Raw genomic sequence first — 24,275 nt, forward strand, 5'->3', positions numbered from 1 at the left:
CCAGCGAAGGCGGCACAGCGAAGCTGACGGGGCCAAGCCGCCCGTGCTCGCCTGCTCCTGACGCTCGCTGCCCCGCTGGAGGGCCCCTGGCCGGGCGAGGCAGGGGGGAGCAGCGCGCTTCCGTCAGACGGCCCCTCGCTCGTACGGGGTGCGGGTGCCGGCGAACATTCCCTCAATCACACCGCCCTGTCGGACAGGCCCTTGCGGGATGGGGACGGCCGTCGCCCCGCGCACCTTGTGGGCCCTACACGGGCGACGGGCCGGGCGTCCGGTCGACGCCGTACGGCCCAGTTGCCGCGTCCGGGTGGGACATCGGCGGGAAGGGCAAGAAAAAGGAAAACGGAAGAACCAGGAAAGGGGAGAACCGGCGACGGAGCGGGGGCGACCCACAGATCCCGAAGACCCCCTACCTCTGCTCCGCTATGTCCCGGGCCTGCTGGGCGATGTCCTCCAGCACGACCTTCGGGTCGGCGGACGGAGCGACGGCCTTGCCGATGTTCCGCTTGATGGTGTTGCTGACCTGAAGCCAGGACGGTTCGTTGACCGGGTAGAGCTGGGCACCGCGCAGTGCGGTCAGGAACTGCTCGCCGCTGGGATCCGCTGCCGCGTCCTTGGAGGCCTCGGTCGCGGACACCGTCGAGGGCAAGAGGTGGTAGCGCCCGGCGAAGTCGCTGAGGTTCTCGTCCTTGTAGACGAACTCCAGGAACGAGCCCACCAGTTTGCGATTGTCGTCGTGCTTGAAGGCCATCATCCAGTCGGCGACGCCCGCCGACGGCGGGGTCTTGCCGTCGCCCAGCGTGTCCGACACCGGCATGCTCAGGGTGCCGACCTTCATGCCCTTCGCCCTCGCCTCGTGGAGGAGCGAGGGGTAGCCGTTGACCATGCCGACCTCGCCGCGCAGGAAGGCGGCGAAGGCGTCTTGCCGGTTGAGCTTGGCCGGCGGGACCGGGCCGGTCAGGCCGGGCGAGACCAGGTTGTCCTTGATCCAGCGGAACGTCTGCGTGTTCTGCTCGGACGCGATGCTGTAGCCGCCGCTGCTGTCGGCGTACCCCCCGCCGTTGCTCAGTTCCCAGATCAGGGCTTCGGCGTGCGCCTCCTCGGGACCGAGCGGCAGGGCGTACGGGTAGAGCACGCCCTCATTCTTCAGCGCCTCGGCCGCGTCCTTCAGGTTCGACCAGGTCTTCGGCGGCGTCGCTCCGGCCTTGTCGAACAGCTCTTCGTTGTAGAAGAGCAGCCGACTGCTGGCCACGAAGGGCAAGCCGTAGAGGATGTTGCCGACCGAACCCGCCTCCACGAGCGGCGGTAGGAAGTTCGCCTCCGTCCCGACCGACAGCAGCTCACTGGCGGCGTAGAGGCGGCCCTGCGCGGCGAAGTCGGAGTACGCGCCCATCAGGGCCACGTCCGGGGCATTGTCCTCCTTGACCATGCGGGTGACCTCGCGGTCGACGTCGGCCCACGGGTAGAGCGTCACCTCGACCTTCTTGCCGGGGTGGGCGGCGGTGAAGGCGGCGGTCAGCTTGTCCCAGTACGCCTTGGAGCTGGTCGCCGGGCTGTTGCCGTACTCGGCGGCCACCAGGCGCAGCGTCGTCTCGCCGCCGCCGCTCCCGGACGAGCCGCAGGCGGTGACGAGGGAGCCCAGTAGTCCGAGTGCGGCCACGGAGGCGGTCGCGCCGAAGAGTCTTGGTCGCATGGATGTTTCCTCTTGATCTTTTTTTGGACAGTACGGCCGGAATTCTCTCCTGACTCAGGACGTATTGCGCCCCCTGCTCAATGGTTGTGGCCATTGCTCCAACTGCGTCGATTGCGACTGGTGTCTTCCGATATGCCGACGCCGATTCCGACGCGCGTAGACTCCTCCGCGGTGTCCAACTCGACTCCCGTACGGAGCATTGGCAACCGACGACAACGCAGCTAGGTGCGGTGCCAGGCGTCGCGAGCCCGGCAAGGTCGGCAAGACACCCCTTAGCCCGTGGTGCCGGGGTGTCGGATGTCCGCGTACACCCGCGCTCGGGCCCCGGCCTCTCCCGGCGTACGCCACAACCGGGGTGATGCCGGAGGTGGCCCACTGCTGCTGGAGGTCATCGTGTCCTCGTCGGCGGCGGTGACGTCCAGGACCACCAGCCCGGGTTCGGCTATGTGCTGCTCGTCGATGCGCATGCCCCTTGCCACGACACGGCGTGGCCGGCGGTTCGCCAGCGGCGCGCGACCGCTCGGGACGAGTGATCGCCGTAGGCGTGCTGCCCGCTGCCGGTCGCGTCCGTACGGCCGGGCCCGTAGACAGGGAGTGCAGCCCGCGGTCCGATGACAGACGGGGTTTTACGGCTGCTCTCCCTCTCGCCGGGGCCCGCGCTACCCCGCGCGCGCGGGCTCCGGCGAAATCCCGGCAGGAGGCTGCCCCGGGTCGCGCAGTGCGGAGCGCCGTCGTCGGGCGAGTTCTGGACGTTGCGGAAGCCGACACATCCCGAGAACTACCTCGGCTGACCCGGGCCGGGCGCAGTGGTGCTGAAGCCGCGCGTGGAGCCGATGCTCGCCCAAGCCCGGCAGACGGTGCCCGCACCGGGCGTCCTGCAGCGGCACTTCCCCGACCTCGTGACGGCCGCGCGCCATTCTCTGGGGGTTCGGCTGACTGTGGTGTGACGTCGTGCTCCGCCTGCTCGTTGTGGTTGTCACGGCGGTTCCCCGGGAGAGTGGCTCTGCGGTGGATCGTTGCGATCGACGATGAGCGGCTATCCCGACTGGGAACTCGCTGCCGACTCATCCAGCACAGCGAGGCGCACATCGCCTGGTCCACGATCACCCTCATGACCAGACGCCTGACCAAGCCCGTCAAACAAGGCACTGCCCTTCCCCCGCCTCCACGTGAACCGGCGCCTCGGACGGTGGACATCCGCGCCCGATCCGACGGGATCCGGCCGGCACCAGAACCGCTTCGCTGACCGTCACCCCGAAGGCAGCCGGAGCAACCGTGCCTTTCGGATGATCCAGGGGCGTCAGAATGGTGCGATGGACCATCACTTCGTTGGCATCCCAGAGTTGACCGGCGTTCCCCGTGTTGCTGTCGTCATCGACGTCATGCGCGCCTTCGCCGTGGCTGCCTGGGCCTTCTCACGTGGCGTCGAGAGGATCGTCCTGGCCTCAACGGAGAGCGAGGCACTTGCCTTGAAGGAGAGCCGCTCGGGTTGGCTGGCTTTGAAGGACGGAGCTCCAGCAGCGGGCTTCGACGCGGTGAACTCACCTGGCTTGCTCAGGTCATGCGATTTCGCTGGCCGCACGCTGGTGCAGAAGACGACGGCAGGGACCGTGGGCGCGCTGGCCGTCGCGAACGCACCGCTGGTCTTGTGCGCGAGTTTCGTGGTGGCCGGCCCGACCGCGCGGTTCCTGCAGACCAAGGATCCCGGCCCGGTGACGTTCGTTGTCACCGGTGAGGGAGGCCAGGCCGACGAGGACCTGGCCTGCGCTGAATACATTGGTCAATCCATGGCCGGACGCGATGTCGAGGCGGCCCCGTATCTCCATCGGGCCAGGACTTCTCGTGCCGCGGCCGAACTTGCCGGTGGGCTGCGGAGCGGATACCACCCAGACGATGTCGATCTCTGCTTGGAAATCGACAGGTTCCCCTTTGCGATGATGGCTTGCCAGGAAGAGTCTCTAACGGTGCTCCGTCCCGTTGCGGTGCCTGACATCCCGTCCAATATCCGCTGACCCGCCGGAACTTAGGACTTTCAGGCGGCGGATCTCACCCGGTCAGGGCGGGCTCTGCCGCCCGCGCCCGCGCACCCGGGCCGTCACGCTTGTAGGCCAGGCGAAGGCTCCTGGTCGCGCCACCAGGCGGCAGCACGCGCGAAGTTGCCCCGCCGCCACTCACCCGATCCAGCGACAGCACCACACCTGTTGCGCACGCTAGGTCACTCCGTGCCGCTGAGCTGCACCGTTCCTGACCGAACCGTGTTGTGCCGCAGTTTTCTCCCAGAGAAGAAGCAGCTGCCGCACGGCCTGGTCCTCGACGGCGAGCTCGTGGTGTGGTTGTGCAACCAGCTGCCGTTCGACGCGTTGCAGCGCCGTGCCTCGTCCGGCAGCCGCACCGTCCAACAGCTGGCCGCAGCGATGCCCGCACACTTCATCGCCTTCGACATCCTTCGAGATCCGCCGCGCCGCCCTGGAGGACCTGTTCGCCAAGCACGGCCTGACGCCTCCGTGGACGCTGTGCTCGATGACGACGAACTCGGTCTTCGCCCAGGAGTGGCTGGAGCCCTGGACTGGAAATCCTTGGAGTGGAGAGGCTGGTGATCAAGGGCCGGGCGCTGTCGCGTGCGCCGGTGACGGATGTCGCGGAGCGGACGGTTGCCACGTTGGCGCTCATCGTGTCCATCAGGTCACCTTGGCCTCCGGACCGTCAGTGCCCGGTCCCGTTTGCCCCGGGCTGGTGCCCGGCCTGCTGCCCGTTGGCCCGGCTTACTCCCGCCATCCATCACTGTTCGAGGTCGGTTACCTCACCGTCGAACACGCGAAAATCTATGTTGACTGGAGTAGACATTGGTCAGTGGTGTGGATATGGTTTCTCTCGTAACCCAGAGAGACCGCAGGGCCTGGCAGAGACGAACTGCCCGGCAGCAGTACGGCAGTTGCAGAGCGGTGCGGTGCGGTGGTGGAGTTTCGAAGCCAGGGTTGTTGCAGGACGGCGACGGGACTGACGACCGGACCGGGCGGCCCGCAGTGATCAGGGGCCGCCGTGAGCAGTACCGCAGTTGACGCAGTGGCAGTACCCGCAAGTGCAGTTCGCAGTACCCAGCAGTAGTAGTGAGCAGCACTTCGGTGAAGGCGTCGGCTGCGGACGCGCGCACCGGGAAGTTCGGCAGTGGGGTTCTAAGCCAGAGCATACGCAGGACGGGTGACGGGGCTGGCTGCCGAAGAGTGGCGCTATCGCAGGCCACTGAGCAGTACGCAGTACAGCAGTACGCAGTACCTCGTTTGGTAAGCAGGTGATCACCGAGGGAAGAACGGAGGAACCGAGCGCCATCAGGATCGCCCGGGCGGAAGTCTCGAGCCCGGGTACCGCAGGACATCGACAGTGAGGTGGTCTCCGGTCAAGCAACCGCGATCCCCGTACCCCCGACTGCGTCTCGGTCGGGTCTGCGGACACGGAAGGTCGGCGCAGTACCAGGGCCGGCAGATGGTGTAGCAGTTCCTTCGGGGCCCTGGTGCCGTACGGCACCAGGGCCCCTCCACGCGTTCGACAGAGAGGTGCAATGACCGCAGACGACTCGTACGGCTGTCTCGACGACGATGACTCCCCCGCCTACACGTGAGTTCGCAAGGACGTAACCAGCGGCCCTGTTGCTGCTGCCCGTGAACCACATCGTTAGCCCTGGCTATTCAGCGGAATTGGGTGATCTGATGCCCTGGTAGCAGAGAGGCGCCGTTGACCTGCAAGGATGCGGGTGTCTTAGCCGTATCTGCTGCAGAAGTCAGGGCACCGTTCTGGTGGTTGAGCGGACAAGGTGGCACCGCTTGGTGTCCATAACGGCTGCCGGGAAGAGGATGATCGGGCATGCCAAAGGGCGCTACTGACTGTGTGCGGACCGGACGAGGCTGACCGACGTGCTGGCCACCGTGATGCGGTCCGGCAAGGTGGCCGACTGGCGGGACCGGGCATGCGTACTCATCCAATTCGTAGGGAGCAGTGGTCAGTTCACCTGCCACCCGCAACTGCCCGTACTGCGACCAGCCAATCACCGTCGTCGCGCTGCCGTCCGCCCCGGAGGCGGCCCGGCCGGTGATCGCACCCCGCGGGCCCCCGCTGAGGCGGTGCCGTGACCTGACCCACCGTCAACCCTCGAGGCCCGCCGGCGTTCGGTCGGGGGGGCCCGAAGCGCTCTCCCCACTCCCCATCCTCCCCGCATCGTTGAACAGCTCAACCAACTGGGGAGCGGGAGCACGACCGGGGATCTTCGCGGCTCTGACCGGAGTTCCGGTTGCTGCTGGTGATCTCTGCCAGGCGGGGGTGAAGCCGTAGGGTCGGCTGTTCGTGGTCGACGACTATGTGCTGCCGGGGCTCGGCCAGGGATGGTTACGATTCTCGCGAATCGCTCCCCGCCTCCTAACGGGTTTCTGTCTGAGGGCCGGCCTCGATGAGCGCCATGTTCTCCTCTCCCCACTGCCCCAGCGGGGCCATCGCCTTATTGAGTGAGCGGCCGAAGTCGGTCAGGGAGTACTCCACCTTCGGCGGGACCTGGTGGAAGTCCTGACGGTGAAGCAGGCCGCTGGCTTCCATCTCCTTCAACTGGAGGATCAGCACCCGTTCGCTGATGCCGGGCACCGCCCGCCTCAGTTCCCCGAAACGCAGCGGCCGCTCGTCGAGCGAGAAGAGGATCAGGCCCTTCCACTTGCCGCCCATGACATCGATCGCGGCGTCGAGCCCGCAGGTGTAAGTCCGCTTCCTGATGTGTGTGTTGTTCGTGTTGTTCGCGTGCGTCATCGGTGCTCCCACAGACAGAAATGTAAGTACCCACAAAATTGTCGGTACTTGAGGATATGTGTGTGCGGAGACCAGCATGGAGGCGTTACGCAAGAACCGGGAAATGGAGCACAAATGAGCGGCCACAACCGCACCCCTGTCACCGTCATCGGGCTCGGCTCGATGGGCGCGGCACTCGCCCAGGCGTTCGTCCGCGCCGGGCACCCGACGACCGTATGGAACCGCAGCGCGGAGAGGGCCACGCCCCTCGTCGCCCAGGGCGCCGTCCACCACGAGGACATCGCGGACGCGATCGCCGCCAGCCCGCTGGTCATCACCTGCCTGACCACCTACGACGCCACGCTCGCTGCCCTGGCCCCGGTCGCCGCCGCGCTCACCGGGCGCACCCTGGTCACCCTCAACTCCGGTACCCCCGGCGGCGCGCGCCAGATGGCCGACCGGGCCGCCGGGTACGGGGCACGATTCCTCGACGGGGCCGTGAAGAACGTCCCCGTGGCCGTTGGGCTGCCGGACACGCTGCTCTACTACAGCGGCGACCGGGCCACATTCGACGAGCACGAGGCGACGCTGCGCGTGCTGGGCGGCGACACCGTGCACCTCGGGGAGGAGCCGGACCTCGCGGCCCTGTACGAGTCGGCCGTGGGCGCCACCCTGCTGCCCTCCCTCATCGGGTTCTTCCACGGCGCCGCGCTTGTGTCCTCGCGTGGGCTGAAGGCCAGCAGCATGGTTCCGTACTCCGTCAAATGGCTGGAGATGATTATCGCCCTCCTGCCGGGCATCGCGGAGGAGATCGACAGCGGTGACTACAGCAGGCCGTTGTCCTCCGTCGGCAACTTCTACGAGGGGATCGCCTATGACAAGGAACTGGGCGAGGAGGCGAACCTCGATGTCGCCTGGACCGAGCCGATGCACGATCTGCTGCGGCGTGCTGTCGCCGAAGGCCACCGCGAGGAGAGCTTCTCGGTTCTGTATGAGCTGCTAAGGAAGCCCGAGCAGGCCACGCCGGGGGCATGACGGCGGCGGGGTAGCCGAGGAGGGCCGCAAGTGTGTGCTGGATCCTGTGTCCGGCGAATGCGACATCCATCGAGGAAAGGGCAAGGAGTGAGGTCAGCCTGTACTGGAGCTGTTACCACTGAGCGACAAGCGGTGTCAGGTCTCAGGTTCTGGCTCAGCTTCTGGACGCTGTTGGTGGTCTTCAGGTCGTCAGCCTTTGGCAGAGCCGTTGGAAGTGGCTGGGTGGTCGTGGCGGAGAAGCCGGGGTGGGGCCGGGCGGGAAGCATTCGCTGAGTCGGACGATGTTGGTTTCAGCGGCTGTGAGTACGTGTTGGACGTGCGTCTTTGCCAGGCCGCGGTAGCGGCAGTGGCGCAGGCCATGCGCGTGGACCGTTTCTGGATCCGTGAATCACCGGGGCGGTCCTTGAGAGCCTTGGCTGATGCACTCTCGCCGCACTGGTGGTCATTGCTTGGTCGGCCGATCATTCCGGGCAGAGGGCGGCAATCCGGGGCAGCCGGGCCGCGATTCTGCTGTGGTCGTCGAAGTCGAAGTTCCAGGCAGGGTCGAGGGTCGGGATAGTTGATCGTGAAGGCGTCGCTAGGGAGTTCCGCACCGGTCGTGCTCTCGTAGGCCTCCCACGCGATGCTCAGCGTTTGCTCGCCTTCCAGATCGATTCCCTCGGCTGCTGCGGCATGGACAGCGGGTAGACCGGCGAGACGGTCGGCGTCTGCGATGACTTGTTCGAAGGCTGTGCGGCCTTGGGCAATCAGCCGGCCGCGGAAGTAGTCGAAGCCGTCGTCGGAGCATCCGCCGTTGATGAGGTAAGCCGCAGCCCAGAGAGGTGCTAGATAGGAGGCGGCCATCAGATCCCCCAGGATCTGCTGGGCGTCGAGGATCTCCTGCGGCTCGTTGGGTTGCCAGTAGTGCGGTGGCCTGGTTGGCGGTTTCGTCGGCATCCGATGAATCGGCGGATCGGCCGCGAGCTTGTTCAATCACGTGCCAGAACTGTTCGATGTCCATGACGGCACAGCATGGCCCCCGGGTCAGACAACTTGACCGGTCTCGATGGGTCGACTCGGCTGGATTGAGCCCTGATCGGCCCCCGAGGGTGTCAGGGACGTCCATCTCATTGCTGGGTGAGGATGCGAGGATGCCAACAAAGTGGAGCCGTCGTGCCCACCGTCACCAGCGCGCGTGAACTCGCACACCCCGCGCGCGACGAGATCCGCCTCGAAGGGGTGCTGCACACACTCTCAGACCCGATGCGGATGCGCATCGTCCGTCCAAGCTCAACGGGCTGCGTCGCGACGACCTGGACGCGCTCTTCCCCGGTCTGCTCGACGCCGTTCTCGCGGCGGCGGCCTTGGAGGCGGATCGGCTCGGCGGCGCTAGAACCAGTTGATGGTGAGGGGGAACGCGGTGGTGGCGGAGGCTGTCGTGGAGTCCGTTGCCCTGGCGGTTATCTGCAGGGTGCCGGTCTGCCAGGGCTTGCCGGTGATCCGGCCGGTGGCGGTGTCGATGCTCAGGCCGAAGGGCAGTCCGGAAGCGCTGTAGCTGACGGGTGGTTTGCCGCCGGTGGCGGTGATCTGGATCGTGCAGCTCTGATTGAACTTGCAGGTCTGCGTACCGGGGTTGGACACCTTCAGGTCCCCGTCCGGCGGCGGAGTGGTGCCGCCGCAGCCCGGTGCGGCCTCCGGCGGCAGCGGGACCCGCCACAGCTGGGTGTCGTTCTCCGAGCCGACCAGCAACGTCGAGCAGTTGGCGTACGTGAGGGTCTCGCCCTGCGGCTGCGACGGCAGCGCCACCTCGGCGAGCTTCGTGCCGACGGCGTCGTAGATGTACGCCGTGTTGGCGCCCAGTGGGCCGCCGCTGCGCAGTGCGTAGGACTTGCCGGTGGGGGAGAAGGCGCCGTCCGTGGCGAAGACCGGCCCCGGACGGACCGGGGTGAGCGTGTTCACCTGCCCGGGCTGGGGTGGCAGCGGGGCCTTGTAGAGCTGACCGGCGGCCCCGATCAGCTTGCTGGCGACGTACAGCTGACCCGTCGTCGGATTGGCGAGGAGCGACTCGGCATCGTGTCGGCCGTCGGAGTAGGCGAAGCGCAGGGCGGTGGGCGTCACCGTGGCATTCGCGAGCTGGTCGGGCTCGGGGAAGCTGTAGACGGTGAGCTCGGCGCGGCCGCTGAAATTGTCGCCGATGTCGCCGACCTGGATCACGGTGCGGCCCTGCGCGTCTGTTCCGACGGCCAGCCCTTCCCAGTCGGTGTTGGTCGCGCCGCTGAGGCTGTACGTCGCCTTCAGGACGCCGGTGGCGCCACCGCAGTCGACGGCGAACACCTGAGTGGTGTTGCCGCTGTCGTTGACGGCGTAGAAGACGCCCGGGTGTCTGGCGCTCATGGCCAGGCCGCTGAGCTCGGCGAGGCCCGGGGGCAGGGAGCACGCGCGCTCCGGCGCGGCGGACGGCGCGGCTGCGGCCGGGGTCGGCGGGGCCGCGAAGAGGGCGGCGGCGGTGATGAGCACCGCGCCCATGGCCGTACGAATCAGGTATCGGGGCATGAGCACAATGTGGCGGCGGACGGCCAAGGGTCCAAGCGCGCAACGCACACCTGTTGGGCATGGGCCGATGCCCGGCGGGCATGGTGGCCCACCCCGTCGCCTTGCCTCCTCACCTCGCCGGTTCCCGCACGGGTGCGTTGTGCTTGGCGTGGGAGAGGAAGGCGCGGGCGGCGCGGCTGAGCGGGACGCGCGGGTGGACGATGCCGACGGCGCGCAGCAGCGGCGGGGTGAAGGAGCGGACCTCCACGCGATGGCCGAAGGCCCGTAACACCATGTCCCGGTACCAGATCAGCGAGCCGCGCCCGTCCGCCACGCTGGTCACCCAGGCCAGCCGCTCATCAGTCTCCACCACAGCCACCGGACGCACTCCGGCCTGGCCGAACATCGCCTCAAGCTCCGTGCGCCGGCCGGTGCCGGGGGTCGGCAGCACCATCCGCAGGCCGCCCAGCATCCGGAACGGCATCGGATCGGGGAGTCCGGAGCCGGGCGGGGAGATCAGTACGACCTCGCGGTCCTGGAGGTGGTGTGTGGACAGATCCTTGTCGACGGGCAGATCGACCAGGCCCAGCTCCGCCGCACCGTCGGTCAGGGCCCGTACGAGTGCCTCACGGCTGTCGTGCTGGAGCAGGCGCACGTTGATGCCGGGGTGGCGTTCGGCGAAGGAGGGCACGAGGTCGGCGGCGAGGTCGAGGGAGAGGGTCGGGGTCGCGGCCACGATCAGCGTGGCCGGCGAACTTCCGCCGTGCGCCGGACCGATGTCCTCGATCGCCTCCACGGCGTCCAGGACGGTGCGGGCCAGGCGTACGGCGCGGGTGCCTTCGGGGGTGAGAGTCGCGCCCCTGCCCCTGCGGTCCAGGAGCTCCACGCCCAGATCACGTTCCAGGGACTGGATGGAGCGGGAGAGGGCGGGCTGGGCGATGTAGACGGAGCACGCCGCGGCGGTGATGGAGCGGCAGTCCGCGACGGCTACGAGGTAGCGCAGCTGCTGCAGTGTGGGGGTCATGTGCGGACGGTAACTCCAGGGCCGTGAGGGTGTAAGAGGCACACAGGTGAACAAATGTCTGCCTGGTCAAGGCGATTGACGTCCGGTCGGCAGCACTTCATACCGCGGCGGCATGGGTCATGGATGGGCGTTGACACTGCGGGCCGCTCGCCGCACGATGCAACGCGACATGGCGGTGTTACCGCCGGTTACGTCATTCGCGGCGTCCGTACGCCCCTGCGTCCTACGCCCGTACGCCCCTCTGCCTGCCACCGCTCCCTCGCCAGGTCCTGCCCGGAAGCGACTGCCTGGAAGTAACTGCCCGGAAGTAACTGCCCGGAAGCAAAAGGAGAGCCCGTGATCTCTCAGCCCGCCCGGTCCTTCCGTCGGGACCTCGTCGTCGTGGTCAGCCCGTTCGAGGAACCCAATCCCGCCATGGTCGTCGCCGCGCAGCGAGCCGGCGCCCTCGGCCTGCTCGACCTCGGCAGGGACCGCGACCGGGCGCGCACCGCGCTGGCCGCACTTCGCGGACGCGGGCCGTACGGAGTCCGGGTACCGGCCGGATGCCCGCTCACCCCGGAAGAACTGCCCGCCGCCGTGGACACCGTCCTGCTCGCCGAAGAGTGGTGGCGGGCCGGGACCGGTGAGTGGGCCGCCGACGGCAGGCGCCGGCTGTGGGCAGAGGTCGTCAGCCCCGGCGAGGCGGAGGCCGCCGTCGCCGCCGGAGCGGCCGGGCTCGTGGCCAGGGGGCACGAGGCAGGCGGCCGGGTCGGTGAACTGACCACCTTCGTACTGCTGCAACGCCTCCTGGCCGACCGGGAGCTGGACGTCCCGGTCTTCGCGGCCGGAGGCATCGGACCCCATACGGCCGCCGCCGCCGTCGCGGGCGGCGCCGCCGGTGTCGTACTCGACGCACAGCTCGCGCTCACCACCGAGGCAGTGGCCGAACTGCCGGCCGCGGTCACGGCCGCGATCCGTGCCATGGACGGCAGCGAAACCACGGTCGTCTCGGACCACCGCGTCTACACCCGCCCCGATCTGGCGTTGCCCGAAGGCGACATCGCCTGGCTGCTGGGCGCGCGCGGCCTGAGTGCACAGCCTCTGCCCATCGGCCAGGACGGTGCCACGGCCGCCCGGCTCGCGGCGCGTCACCGCACGACCGGCTCCGTCGTGCAGGCCGTACGTGCGGCCGTCACCGGGCACATCGAGGCCGCCGTACGGGTCCGCCCCCTCCTGCCGCGCCCGGGCGAGGAGCATCTGCCGGTCGTCCAAGGACCCATGACCCGGGTAAGCGACCGGCCCGCCTTCGCCGCCGCCGTCGCCGACGCGGGCGGGCTTCCCTTCCTCGCCCTGGCCGTGATGGACGGCCGAGAGGTACGCGGGCTGCTCACCGAAACCGCCGAACGCCTCGCCGGCCGGCCCTGGGGAGTCGGCCTGCTCGGCTTCGCCCCGGACGAGCTGCGCCGCGAGCAGCTCGCCGCCGTCGCCGAAGCGCGCCCGCCGTACGCGATCATCGCGGGCGGCCGCCCCGCCCAGGCGGCCCCGCTCGAAGCCGCCGGGACCAGGACCTATCTGCACGTACCCTCGCCGGGACTGCTGGACCAGTTCCTGGCTGAGGGAGCGCGGCGCTTCGTCTTCGAAGGGCTCGAATGCGGCGGCCACATCGGCCCGCGCGCGGCCTTCCCGCTCTGGGAGGAGCAGATCGAGCGACTGCTCTCCTGCCCGTACGCCGCCGAACTCGACGTACTCTTCGCGGGCGGCATCCACGACGAGCGCTCCGCGGCGATGGCCGCTGCCGCCGCCGGGCCGCTGGCCGAGCGCGGCGCCCGGACCGGCGTACTCATGGGAACCGCCTACCTGTTCACCGAGGAGGCGGTCACCGCCGGAGCCGTACTCCCCGGCTTCCAGAGCACCGCTCTCGACTGCGACACCACCACGCTGCTGCGCACCGCCCCAGGCCACGCGACCCGCTGCGCCACCACGCCGTACACCGATGCCTTCACCACCACCGCCGAGCGGCTGAGGCAGGACGGCGCGAGCCCGAACGAAGTGTGGGAGGAGCTGGAGAGGCTCAACCTCGGGCGGCTGCGTATCGCGAGCAAGGGCCTGCGCCACACCGCGACGGGACCCGTCCCGGTCGACGAGGAGGAGCAGCACGGCGAGGGCCTCTACATGCTCGGCCAGATCGCCACCGCACGCACCGCCACCACCACGGTCGCCGCCCTGCACGCCCAGGTGACCGAGGGTGCGACGGACCTGCTCGCCGAGCGTGCGGAGCGGCTTCGGGAGCCTGAGCCCGCCGCGGACCGGGAAGCCCCGCTCGACATCGCCGTCGTCGGCATGGCCTGCCGCTACCCCGGCGCGGACGACCTCGCCGGGTACTGGGCGAACATCGTCGCCGGGACCGACTCGGTCACCGAAGTGCCCGCCGACCGCTGGGACGCCGCCGCCTACCACGACCCCGACCCGGCGCGGGCGGGCGAACGTACCCCGTCCCGGTGGGGCGGCTTCCTGGCGCCCGCCCCGTTCGACGCGCTCGCGCACGGCATCGCCCCGGCCTCGCTCGGCAGCATCGAGCCGGTGCAGCTGCTCGCCCTCGACATCGCCGCCCGCGCCCTGGCCGATGCCGGTTACGCGGGGGAGCGGCACTTCGACCGCTCCCGCACCTCCGTCGTCTTCGGCGCCGAGGCCGGCACCGATCTTGCCGGTGCCTACGGCTTCCGGGCCCTCCACCCCGGCTACCTGGGCGAGCTGCCGCCCGAACTCGATGCCCAATTGCCCCGGCTGACCGAGGACTCCTTCCCCGGCGTCCTCGCGAACGTCATCGCCGGGCGCGTCGCCAACCGCCTCGACCTCGGCGGCGCCAACTGCACGATCGACGCCGCCTGCGCATCCTCGCTCGCAGCCCTCGATCTGGCCTGCAAGCAACTGCGCGACCGGGACAGCGACATGGCGTTGTGCGGCGGAGCCGATGTGCACAACGGCATCAACGACTACCTGATGTTCGCTTCCGTACGCGCCCTTTCGCCCACGGGCAAGTGCCGCCCCTTCGACGCTGCCGCCGACGGCATCGCGCTCGGCGAGGGCGTCGCCTGCGTCGTACTCAAGCGCCTGGCCGACGCCGAACGCGACGGCGACCGTATCTACGCCGTCGTCAAGTCCGTGGGCGCCTCCAGCGACGGACGCTCCCTCGGGCTCACGGCCCCACGGCCCGAAGGGCAGCGACGCGCCCTGGAACGTGCTTACCGGCGGGCCGGGATCACCCCCGGTGAGATCGGACTTGTGGAGGCGCACGGCACGGGCACCGTCGTCGGTGACAGCACCGAACTGGCCGTCCTCACCGAGGCGTTCGGGGGTGGGGGCGTAGGCGGGCGCGTAGGCGCGGGCGTCGCGTCCTGCTCGCTCGGATCGGTCAAGTCGCAGCTCGGTCACACGAAATGCGCGGCGGGCCTGGCAGGGCTCATCAAGGCGGTACGGGCCGTGTACAGCGGCGTACGACCGCCCACCCTGCACCTGAGCAGCCCCAATCCCGACTGGCAGCCGGACACCAGCCCGTTCTTCTTCGACACTGAGGCCAGGCCGTGGTCCGCGCTTGGGGGCCGGCGGCTCGCCGCGGTCAGCGCGTTCGGCTTCGGCGGCACGAATTACCACGCGGTGCTGGCGAGTTACGGTGATGCGGGCGAGCCGGCGCACGGGCTGGACAGCTGGCCCGCCGAGCTGTTCTGCTTCCGGGGCGCCGACCGGGCGGCTGCGCGCCGCGCCATGGACCGCCTCGTCGCCAGGCTGGAGCAGAACGACGCGGCAGGGCGCCCGTGGCCGCTGCGCGACCTCGCTGCCGAATGCTGGGCATCCGCATCCGCATCCGCATCCGCCTCCTCCGCCGATGACGGCGCGGTCCAGGTAGCGCTCGTCGCCACCGACCTCGACGACCTGGCCGCGAAGCTGAGCCCGGCCCGGGACTTCGTCGCCGCCGACGGGGTCCATGTACGGGACGAGACCACGCCGCCTGGGCAGGTCGCCTTCCTCTTCCCCGGGCAGGGCAGCCAGCGGCCGGGCATGCTGAGCGACCTCTTCGTCGCCTTCCCGCGCTTGCGGACCCTGCTCGACGGCGCGGATCCGCGCCGCGTCGCCGCGATGTTCCCGCCCACCGCCTTCACCGCCGAAGAACGAGCGGCCCAGCGCGCGGCCGTCACCGACACGCGGACCGCCCAGCCCGCACTCGGCCTCGCCGGCGCCGCCGTGCACCTGCTCCTCACCTCGCTCGGCGTACGCCCCGACTGCACGGCCGGCCACTCCTACGGAGAGCTGGTCGCCCTGTGGGCAGCCGGTGCCTATGACACCGCGACCCTCCTGCGGCTCAGCGACCGCCGTGCCGACGCGATTCTCGCCGCCGCCGGTGACGACCCCGGGGCGATGGCCGCCGTGTCCGCGGCCCCGCACGAGCTACCCGGGCTGCCGGCCGGATGCGTCGTCGCCAACCACAACGCACCGGAGCAGACCGTCATTTCCGGCCCGACCCCGGCGGTCGACGCCGCCATCGCCGCACTGTGCGACGCGGGCATCGCCGCCGAACGCATACCGGTGGCCTGCGCATTCCACAGTGAGGTCGTCGCCGGGGCGTCCGAGGCCCTGTCCGGCGAGCTGGCCGGTGAGGTCGTGGCGGGGCCGGGAATCCCGGTGTGGTCCAACACCACAGCGGGCCGCTACCCCGCCGACCCGTTGGCTGTACGGGACATGCTGGCCCGCCAGCTCGCCGAACCAGTGCGCTTCGCCGAGCAGATCGAAGCGATGTACGCCTCCGGAGTGCGGACGTTCGTCGAAGCCGGACCCGGCCGGGTGCTCACCGGTCTCGTAGGCCGCACCCTGGGTGACCGGCCGCACACCGCCGTCCCGCTCGACGTGCCGGGCGAACACGGCCTGACCCGCCTGGTCACCGCACTTGCCGAACTTGCCGCGGCGGGCGTCCCGTTCGACCTGGAACGTCTGTTCAAGGGCCGCACCGCGCCGCTGCCCGCCGAAGCGCCCAGGCGTGCCGGATGGCTGGTGGACGGCCATCTCGTACGGACCGCGGACGGCGAGCCGGTGGCGGGCGGACTGCTTCCGGCCCGGCGGGTGGCGGCGGCGGGTCCGGTGGCAGCTGTGGACCGGCGGGAGGACGCCGTACTGGAGTATCTGCGCGGGGCACGGGAACTGGTGGCCGCGCAGCGCGACGTACTGCTGGGCTACTTGGGGGCGGAGGCAGCTCCACCCTCGGCAACGATCCCGCCCGCCCGGGAGCAGTACACCCCCGAAGTGCCGGCTCCGCGCGCAGCGGCCGAGGAACCAGAGGTTTCCCAGCCCCTGACGCCAGATCAACTCATGGACGCGATCCTGGACATCGTCCACGTCCGCACCGGCTACCCGAGGGAGATGCTCGACCCGGCTCTCGACCTGGAAGCCGACCTCTCGGTGGACTCCATCAAGCGGGTGGAGATCATCGGTGCGCTCGCCGATCGGATCGGGTTGCCGCGAGGGGCGGACGGTCCGGCGGAATCGGCCGTCGAGGAACTCGCCCGGCTGAAGACCATCAGCGGCATGGTCGACTGGCTGACCGCGCGAGCCACCCCCCTGGCCGTGACTCACTCCGCCGACTCGCCTACGGCCATGGCGTCGGACCCCGTTGCGAACTCCGCCACAGGCTTGGGTGCGGGCTTTGGTGCGGGCCTGGCGGTGAACCCTGGCACGGGCCCAGCATCGGACCTGGCTTCGGGCCCAGCGTCGGACCTGGCCTTGGGCCACGCTTCGGACCTGGCCCTGGGCCCTGCTTCGGGCCGGGATGCGGGCTTCGGTACGGGTGCGGCCGTGGGCTCTGGCGCGAGCCCTGCCTCGGGCCCTGCTGCGGTCCCGGCCTTGGACGCCGCCACGGGCCTGGGTGCGGGCTTCGGTACGGGTGCGGTCTCCGACCCGGTCTCCGACCCGGCCTCCGGCCCTGCCGGGGTCCGCGCCTGCGGCATCGGCACCGGCTCCGCCACCGAACCGGGCGCCGAGCGGGCCGTTGCCGGTGTCGCCATGGGGCGCCTGGATACGGACCCAGGTGAGCCCCAGGTCGCTTTCGCTCGCGGTGGCGTCGTGCGGTCCGCCCCCCGGACCGCCCGGCTGCTCGTCGAAGTCGCCCCCGTGGGGCCGCCCGTGAGCCGTGAACCCGCCGACGTACTGCCCGGACGGCGGTTTGCCGTGGTCGACGACGGCCTTGGTGTCGGCGTCGCCCTGGCCGCCGCGTTGGAGTCCTACGGCGCCGAGGTGCGTACCGTGCGCCGGGAACGCCTGGCGGACGCCGCCGGAGCCGACGGCGTGGTGGACCTGGGTGCGCTTCGTGCGGCCGAGGCACCCGTGCTTCCGGAGGCGTTCGGGGCGTTGCGCGAGATACTGGTGGCGGGCACGCGCCGGCTGCTGCTCGTTACCGGCTGCGGCGGGGCGTTCGGTCGTACCGCTTCGTCACCGCACTCCGCCGACCCGGTTCCTGGTGCGGGGCTGTACGGATTCGCCCGTACGGCAGCGATCGAATACCCCGGCGTGGAAGTCCGCGCCGTGGACGTCGACCCCAAGGACCGTCCCGAGCGGATCGCCGCCCACCTGATCGCCGAACTGTGCTCCCCCGAGGAGCCGGTGGCCGTCGGCTACACCAACGGCACCCGTAACAGCCTGCGCACCGTCACCACCCCCCTCCCCGACACCGAACCGCCGCCACCGCTCCCGCTCGGCCGCGACGCGGTGGTGCTGTTCACCGGCGGAGCGCGCGGCATCACCGCTCGTACGGCCGTCGCCCTCGCCCACGCCACCGGATGCCACATCGAGCTCATCGGGCGTACGCCACCCCCCGACGACGCCGAGGATCCGGCGGTCGCTCACGCCCATGACCGGGTCACCCTGCGCGCGGCCCTTGTCCGGCAAGGCCTGCGCACCCCTGCCGCTGTTGAAGCGGCCGCGTCCCGTGTCCTTGCGGCTCGTGAGATACGCAGCACCCTCGCCGCGCTCGGCGGTGTCGCCGCCTCCGTGCGCTACCACGCGGCGGACGTCACCGACGCCGACGCCGTACGGGCCGTAATTCAGGACATACGCGCACGTCACGGCCGCCTCGACGGGATCGTGCACGGTGCCGGAACCATCCAGGACAGGCTGCTGTGCGACAAGGACCCGGCGTCCTTCGCGCGCGTCTTCGCCACCAAGGTGGACGGTGCCCGTCACCTCGCCGACGCGGCCGCCGACCACGGCGACGCGCCCGCCCCCGGCTTCCTGGTCTTCTTCGGCAGCGTCGCCGGGGTCTTCGGCAACCGCGGCCAGGCCGACTACGCGGCCGCGAACGACGCCCTGGACACCCTGGCCGCCACCCCGGCCTGGTCACGCCGCTTCCCGGGCCGGGTCCTCGCCGTCGACTGGGGGCCGTGGGCCGCCGAGGCCGGCGGCATGGTGACCCCGGAACTGGAGCGGATGTACGCGAGCCGCGGCATCCCGCTCCTCGATCCCGCCGCGGGCACCGCCGCGTTCCTCGCCGAGCTCGCGCACGGCACCGTGGGCCAGGTCGTCCTCATGGCGGAGCAGCCGGGGGAGGCCCGCCATGGCTGACCTCCGACGCGGACCCCGCCCGGCCGACGCGGCCGTCGTCGGCATGGGCGCCGTGTTCCCCGGCGCCGCCGACCTGGCCGCGTACCGCAGGAATCTCTTCGCCGGCCTGGACGCCATCAGCGACGTACCGCCCGGCCGCTGGGATCCCGAGGTGTATTACGACCCGAACGGGGCCGAAGGCCCGGCCCGCAGCGATCACTTCTACTGTCGGCGCGGCGGTTTCATCGACGACCTCGCCGCCTTCGACCCGACCCGGTTCGGCATCATGCCCGCGGCCGTGGCCGGGGCAGAGCCCGATCAGCTGCTCGCGCTGCGCGTCATCGCCGAGGCGGTGGCCGATGCGGGGGGCGATGAGCGGCTGCCCGCCGACCGCTCCCGGATCGGCGTGATCCTCGGCCGCGGCGGTTTCATGGGCGTTGCCACAGCCCGCCTCGACCAGCGCGTACGCACGGCCCACCAGATCGCCGCGACTCTGCGTGAACTCGCTCCCGAGCTGGGCGAGGACCGGATCACGGCGGTCCGCGAGGCGTTCCAGGCGGGTCTCGGCCCGGAGCGGCCGGACGCGTCCATCGGCCTCGTACCCAGCTTCACGGCCGCCCGGACCGCCAACCGTCTGGACTTCCGGGGCCCCGCCTACACCCTGGACGCCGCCTGCGCCTCGTCGCTCCTCGCCGTCGAGCAGGCGGCCGGTCTCCTGGCGGGCGGCAGCTGCGACCTGGTGGTCGCGGGGGCCGTGCACCACTGCCATATCGCCACGCTGTGGAGCGTCTTCACGCAGCTGCGGGCGCTGAGCCCGACCCAGACGATCCGCCCCTTCGACCGCCGTGCCGACGGCACGCTGCTCTCCGAGGGCACCGGCGTCGTCCTCCTCAAGCGCCTGGCGGACGCCGAACGCGACGGCGACCGTATCTACGCCGTCGTACGAGGGGTTGGCGTGGCCGGTGACGGCCGGGCGTCGAGCCTGATGAGCCCCCTGGTGGACGGCCAGGTACGCGCCCTGCGGCAGGCGTGGGGGCAGGCCGGTCTCGACCCGGCCGCGCCCGACGCGCTCGGCCTGCTGGAGGCGCACGGTACTGGGACACCGGTCGGCGACGAGACGGAACTCACCACCGTGGCCCGGGTGTTCGGCCCCCGGTTGGCGGGCGCCCACCCGGTCGCGATGGGCTCGGTGAAGTCGATGCTCGGCCACACCATGCAGGCCTCGGGGATGGCCGGGATGATCAAGGCCGTACTCGCGGTGTACGACGGGACGCTGCCCCCGACCCTCCACCTCGACGAACCGCACGAGGGCTTCGCGCGGACGCGCATGCGCCCGGTGACGGCGGCGGAGCCGTGGGAGCGCGGGCGCGCACCGCGACGGGCGGGGGTGAACGCGTTCGGCTTTGGCGGCATCAACGCACACGTGGTGCTGGAGGAGTCACCGGGCAGGGGGGCCGTGCCGCTGGTACGGGAGGCGGGCCCGGCCGACGCGACCGGCCACGCGGTGCGGGGACGTGCTACGGAGACGGCACTGCCGGTGAAGGGTACGGCCGCGACAGGCACGGCGGCGCCCGCTGGACTACCGCCGGGCACAGCGCGCCCGACGGGCGGACCGCTCAGGGCCGGGGCGGCGGCCCCAGGCACCGCGCCCAAGCCCGCTGTGCCACCTGGCAAGGAGGCACCCCGTCCGCCCGCCGACCCGGGGCCCCCGGGCGGGACGGAGCCCAGGATCCACCCTGGCAACGAGAGCCCTCCACCACCGCCTGATCAGTGGCCCCCGAGGCAACCGGCCTCGGCGTCGGCGGGTCCGGTTCCGGCGGCGTCGGCAGGTGCGGGCTCGGTTCCGGGGGTGTCGCCAGTTGTGGGCTCGGTTCTGCCGGCGCCGGGATCCGCTGGCACGGGTTCGGCGGCCTCCGTTTCGGCTTTGGCCGCCTCCGCGGGCCAGGACCCCGCGGGCCAGGATCCGGCGGCCTCGGCGCCTGCGGCCTCGCCTGTGGCGGTCTCGGTATCTGTGGGCGCGGACGCGCCGGGTTTCGCATCGGCGGTCTCGCGCCCGACGGCCTTGCCAACCGCGGACCCGGTTCCGGAGGCTTCGGTGCCCGCTTCGGCGGTTCGCCCGCCGGTAGCCACGCGCCCTGTGGCGGGCGAGTTCGTGCTTCGCATTGCTGCCGCCACGCCCCGCGAACTCCTGGGGCTGCTCGAAGCGTTGCCCGATCGCTGGCCGGCTTCCGAGCCGCTCGGCTCCGGTGGTCCTTGTCGCCTTGCTCTCGTCGGGCCCTACGGGCGCAAGCGGCGGGCCCTCGCAGCGGCGGTTGTCGCTCGGGGGAAGCCGTGGCGCGGGCGTGGCGGTGTGTGGTTTGCGCCGAGGCCGTTGCTCGCGGGCGACGCCCGGCTCGCGTTCCTCTTTCCCGGGCTGGAGCCTGAGTTCGCTCCCTGCGCCGACGGCGTTGCCGACCACTTCGGGCTGCCCCGGCCCGCCCTGACCGGCGGCGGCGCACTGGTCGAGCGGGCGGTGGACGCCATCGCCGTCGGCCGGTTCTTCGCCCGTGTTCTCCCCGAACTCGGCATCCAGGCCGACCTGCTGGCCGGCCACAGCCTCGGCGAGTGGACCGCCATGGTGGTGGCCGGGATGTACCCGCAGCAGGCGGTCGACACCTTTCTCGATTCGCTGCGCCCCGGCGATCTGGACGTCCCCGATCTCGTGTACGCGGCCCTCGGCTGCGGCGCGCGGCAAGCGGCCGACGCGCTGCGTGGGCTCGACCGTGTTGCCGTCAGCCACGACAACTGCCCCCACCAGTCGGTGCTGTGCGGCGAGCCACGCCCCGTTGCCGACGCGCTGAACCGGCTGGCTGCCCAGGGCGTACTCACACAGGAGCTGCCCTTCCGGTCCGGCTTCCATACGCCGATGTGGGCCCCGTACCTCGATCAGGTACGCGCCGCCTTCGCCAGACTGCCGCTGCGGCCGCCGACCGTACCTGTGTGGTCGGCGACCACGTGCGCTCTCTACCCGGCGGGCGAGCACGAAGTCCGCGACGTGGTGCTGCGGCACCTGCTGGAACCGGTGCGCTTCCGCGAGCTGACAAGCCGGTTGTACGCCGAGGGTGTACGGGCCTTCGTACAGATGGGCCCGGGCAGCCTCCCCGGATTCGTGGCGGACACCCTGCACGGCCGGGACCACCTCGCCGTCTCCGCGGGCGCGGCCCGGGGCGGCGACGGGCTGAACCAACTGCGCCGGCTTGCCGCAGCGCTGTGGACGGAAGGCCTCGATCCCCGCTGGGAACGCCTGACGGGCCGCAACCCCGGGATGATGGCCGGACTTGCTTTGCCCCCGGCGCCTATGGCACCTGTTTCGCCCACAGCGTCTGCTGCGCCCGCTGGGCCCGTGGCACCTGTTGCGTCTGCTGTGCCTGCTGCGGCCGTGGCACCGGCTGCGCCCCCTGCGCCCGCTTCCCCCGTCGCGCCGACAGCGCCCGGACCGGGTCTCGTACGGCTCGACCTCGGCTCCCCGCTGGTCAGCCTCGGCGGCAACGCGCCCGCGTTGTCCGTGGGCGTCCCGTCCCGGCCACCCGACGCCTCAAGCCCCGCCCTCGTCTCTGCCCTGGACGCCGTACTGGAGGAGACGGGGGCCGCGGCACGCAGCGTCGCGGAAGCCTGGCGCGCGGCCCCCGCCCTCCGGCCGCCGCCCACCGCGCCACGGACGCACCGCACCCGCCGTCGGCTCTCCCTGGAAACCATGCCGTACGTGCGTGACCACTGCGTCTACCTCCAGCCCGACACCTGGCCCGAGCCCTCGGACCGGTTCCCCGTTGTCCCCATGACGACGCTGCTGGAGCTGGCCGCGGACGCCGCGCGTCAGGTTGTGCCCGGGCGTGCGGTGGCCGGTTTCGACGATGTGCGGGCCCTGCGCTGGCTCGCCGTCGCCCCGCCCGTCGATGCCGAGATCAACGCTTTCCGCGACCCCTCCGACAGCGGCCGGGTGCGGGTGGATATCGCCGGGTGCGCGACCGTCACCGTCGTCCTGGCCGACCGTCGTCCCGCCCGCCGGGCTCCTGATCACTCGGCGCTGACCCGCGAAGGGCCGCCGCCGGTCAGCGCCGAGGCCCTCTACCGCGACCGGTGGATGTTCCACGGGCCCGCCTTCGCCGGTGTCCACGAGGTGACCGCCGTTGCCGACGACGGCATCCGGGGGGTGCTGCGCGCCCTGCCCGCGCCCGGCGCGCTCTTCGATGCCGCCGGGCAACTCCTCGGGCACTGGATGCAGTTGAGGCTGCCGGTCGACCGGCTGGTCTTCCCCGCGTCGCTGGAGCGGGTCCGCCTCTACGGGCCCGCCCCACGTGACGGCGCACTCGTACGCGCCACCGCCCGCATCCGCGCCGTGCGGCCGGGCTCCGTGCTGGGCGACGTGGAACTCACCCACGGCGACGGCACCGTACTGGCCCGCCTGGAGGGCTGGACGTACCGGCGCTTCGCCGCCGACGAGCGGGTGTGGCCGATGAAGTTCACGCCGGAGATCTGCGGCATCGGCGAGCCGCAGCCCGGCGGCTGGTGTCTCGCGCGGCGCCGCTGGACCGACCCCGCCTCGCAGGAGCTGGTGATGCGGCGCTACCTCGGCGCCGCCGAGCGGGCGGCGTACGAGCAGCGTCCACCGCGGGCCCGCGCGGCCTGGCTGCTCGGCCGGATCGCGGCGAAGGACGCGATACGCGGGCTTCTGTGGGAGCGCGACGCGGGCCCCGTCTTCCCGGCCGAGGTCCCCGTGGGCAACGACGACCAGGGTCGCCCACGGCCCGAAGGCCCGCTCGCCGCAGGGCTACGGCTCTCCCTCGCCCACAAGGACCGGCTGGCAGTCGCGTACGCCCAACCCGCTCGCACCGTCGGCATCGGCATCGGCATCGGCATCGGCATCGACGTCGAGACCGTCACCGACGATCCCGCCGCGCTGAGCCGTATCGCCCTCACCGCCGACGAGCGGTGCCTCGCCGAGGAGCTCGCCGCGCGCGGAGGCACCGGCCGGGCGCAGGCGCTCACCGCGCTCTGGTGCGCCAAGGAAGCAGCCGCCAAGGCGGAAGGCACGGGCCTGGGGGGACGCCTGCGGCAGTGGACTGTCATCGACGCTCCGGCAGGGCTCCTGGTGACGTCCCCCGAGGGCCGTAGCCACGCCGTAAGGATCAGCACGGTCCACGACCTGCCCGGCCCCGGCGACGAGGGACCCACCCTCCATGTCGTCGCCCGGACTGTATCCACATCCGCATCCACCACCACCCCAGCCACCACCGACCCGACGGAGGCCAGCCATGGCATCTGACCCCACGGCCGAACGGATACTCGCCGAGATCACCGCCATGCTCGTCGAGACCGTCGGCGACGAGTTCCTCCTCGCGGAGGAGGTCACTCTGAAGACCACGTTCAACGAGGATCTGGCGCTGGAGAGCATCGAGTTCGTCGCACTCGCCGAGCTGCTCCAGCAGCGGTACGGGGCGGCGGTGGACCTGATCGCCTTCCTGGCCGAGAGGGACATGGAGGAGATCCTCGCCATGACGGTCGGCGACCTCGTGTTCCACATCGCCGGCGCAGCGCCGCCGGCTCCGTCGGCCTCGCCGACCACGTCATCCCCATTGGCCCCGTCAACCCCGTCAACCCCGTCGATCCCGTCAACCCGGTCGGCCTCGTCCGTCTCGGCCGCCTGAGCTCGCC

General features: G+C 71.0%; 12 protein-coding genes and 2 pseudogenes. 7 read left to right on the forward strand and 7 right to left on the reverse strand.

Annotated features, from left to right (window positions below; translation table 11 throughout):
- Positions 1 to 406 precede the first annotated feature (406 nt).
- A complete protein-coding gene (locus tag ABZX79_RS31025; RefSeq protein WP_355265044.1) occupies positions 407 to 1,690 on the reverse strand; it encodes an extracellular solute-binding protein in 1,284 nt (427 codons plus the stop codon).
- A 272-nt stretch (positions 1,691 to 1,962) separates the two neighbouring features.
- Positions 1,963 to 2,157, reverse strand: a complete 195-nt coding sequence (locus ABZX79_RS31030) for a DUF6207 family protein (protein WP_355265047.1) — start codon at positions 2,155 to 2,157, stop codon at positions 1,963 to 1,965.
- A gap of 846 nt (positions 2,158 to 3,003) precedes the next feature.
- Between ABZX79_RS31030 and ABZX79_RS31035 the strand changes: the two genes are divergently transcribed.
- Together ABZX79_RS31035 and ABZX79_RS31040 are read left to right on the forward strand one after the other, a co-directional pair.
- Entirely contained in the window at positions 3,004 to 3,702 is a 699-nt protein-coding gene (locus ABZX79_RS31035) for a 2-phosphosulfolactate phosphatase (RefSeq protein WP_355265050.1), read from the forward strand.
- A 210-nt stretch (positions 3,703 to 3,912) separates the two neighbouring features.
- Positions 3,913 to 4,287, forward strand: a complete 375-nt coding sequence (locus tag ABZX79_RS31040) for a hypothetical protein (protein ID WP_355265053.1) — start codon at positions 3,913 to 3,915, stop codon at positions 4,285 to 4,287.
- Positions 4,288 to 6,097: 1,810 nt separating this feature from the next.
- Here the strand turns inward: ABZX79_RS31040 and ABZX79_RS31045 are convergent.
- Entirely contained in the window at positions 6,098 to 6,475 is a 378-nt protein-coding gene (locus tag ABZX79_RS31045; protein ID WP_355265056.1) for a helix-turn-helix domain-containing protein, read from the reverse strand.
- 114 nt (positions 6,476 to 6,589) lie between these two features.
- Between ABZX79_RS31045 and ABZX79_RS31050 the strand changes: the two genes are divergently transcribed.
- Positions 6,590 to 7,489 carry an NAD(P)-binding domain-containing protein gene (locus ABZX79_RS31050; RefSeq protein WP_355265059.1) on the forward strand — a complete coding sequence of 300 codons (900 nt, stop codon included), beginning with the start codon at positions 6,590 to 6,592 and terminating at the stop codon, positions 7,487 to 7,489.
- A gap of 181 nt (positions 7,490 to 7,670) precedes the next feature.
- Here ABZX79_RS31050 and ABZX79_RS31055 read toward each other — a convergent pair whose 3' ends face one another.
- Positions 7,671 to 7,844 carry a hypothetical protein gene (locus ABZX79_RS31055; RefSeq protein ID WP_355265158.1) on the reverse strand — a complete coding sequence of 58 codons (174 nt, stop codon included), beginning with the start codon at positions 7,842 to 7,844 and terminating at the stop codon, positions 7,671 to 7,673.
- 308 nt (positions 7,845 to 8,152) lie between these two features.
- Positions 8,153 to 8,425: pseudogene (locus ABZX79_RS31060) on the reverse strand (DUF4240 domain-containing protein); the annotation flags it as partial.
- Positions 8,426 to 8,611: 186 nt separating this feature from the next.
- On the opposite strand from ABZX79_RS31060, the pseudogene ABZX79_RS31065 reads away from it, so the two are divergent.
- Positions 8,612 to 8,871: pseudogene (locus ABZX79_RS31065) on the forward strand (hypothetical protein).
- Here ABZX79_RS31065 and ABZX79_RS31070 read toward each other — a convergent pair.
- Positions 8,858 to 10,021 (reverse strand): putative Ig domain-containing protein, encoded by a 1,164-nt coding sequence (locus ABZX79_RS31070; RefSeq protein ID WP_355265062.1) that lies wholly within the window; start codon positions 10,019 to 10,021, stop codon positions 8,858 to 8,860. The pseudogene ABZX79_RS31065 and the gene ABZX79_RS31070 sit on opposite strands and share 14 nt — an antisense overlap.
- A 109-nt stretch (positions 10,022 to 10,130) precedes the next feature.
- The gene (locus ABZX79_RS31075; protein ID WP_355265065.1) at positions 10,131 to 11,024 is read right to left on the reverse strand and encodes a LysR family transcriptional regulator; all 894 of its coding nucleotides are present in this window, start codon (positions 11,022 to 11,024) and stop codon (positions 10,131 to 10,133) included.
- Between the two features lie 336 nt (positions 11,025 to 11,360).
- Here ABZX79_RS31075 and ABZX79_RS31080 point away from each other — a divergent pair, with 336 nt between their 5' ends.
- Genes ABZX79_RS31080 through ABZX79_RS31090 form a run of 3 tightly spaced genes read left to right on the forward strand, consistent with a single transcriptional unit; the run spans position 11,361 to position 24,268 of the window.
- A complete protein-coding gene (locus ABZX79_RS31080; protein ID WP_355265068.1) occupies positions 11,361 to 18,605 on the forward strand; it encodes an SDR family NAD(P)-dependent oxidoreductase in 7,245 nt (2,414 codons plus the stop codon).
- Positions 18,598 to 23,886, forward strand: coding sequence for a beta-ketoacyl synthase N-terminal-like domain-containing protein (locus ABZX79_RS31085; RefSeq protein WP_355265071.1), 5,289 nt, complete (start codon positions 18,598 to 18,600; stop codon positions 23,884 to 23,886). Before ABZX79_RS31080 ends, ABZX79_RS31085 begins: the two co-directional genes overlap by 8 nt.
- Complete coding sequence (locus ABZX79_RS31090) at positions 23,876 to 24,268, forward strand: phosphopantetheine-binding protein (RefSeq protein ID WP_355265074.1); 393 nt, start codon at positions 23,876 to 23,878, stop codon at positions 24,266 to 24,268. The genes ABZX79_RS31085 and ABZX79_RS31090 overlap by 11 nt, the downstream gene beginning before the upstream one ends.
- The last annotated feature ends 7 nt before the right edge of the window (positions 24,269 to 24,275 follow it).

The sequence above is a fragment of the Streptomyces sp. NPDC002994 genome, from assembly GCF_040611155.1.
GTDB lineage: Bacteria > Actinomycetota > Actinomycetes > Streptomycetales > Streptomycetaceae > Streptomyces.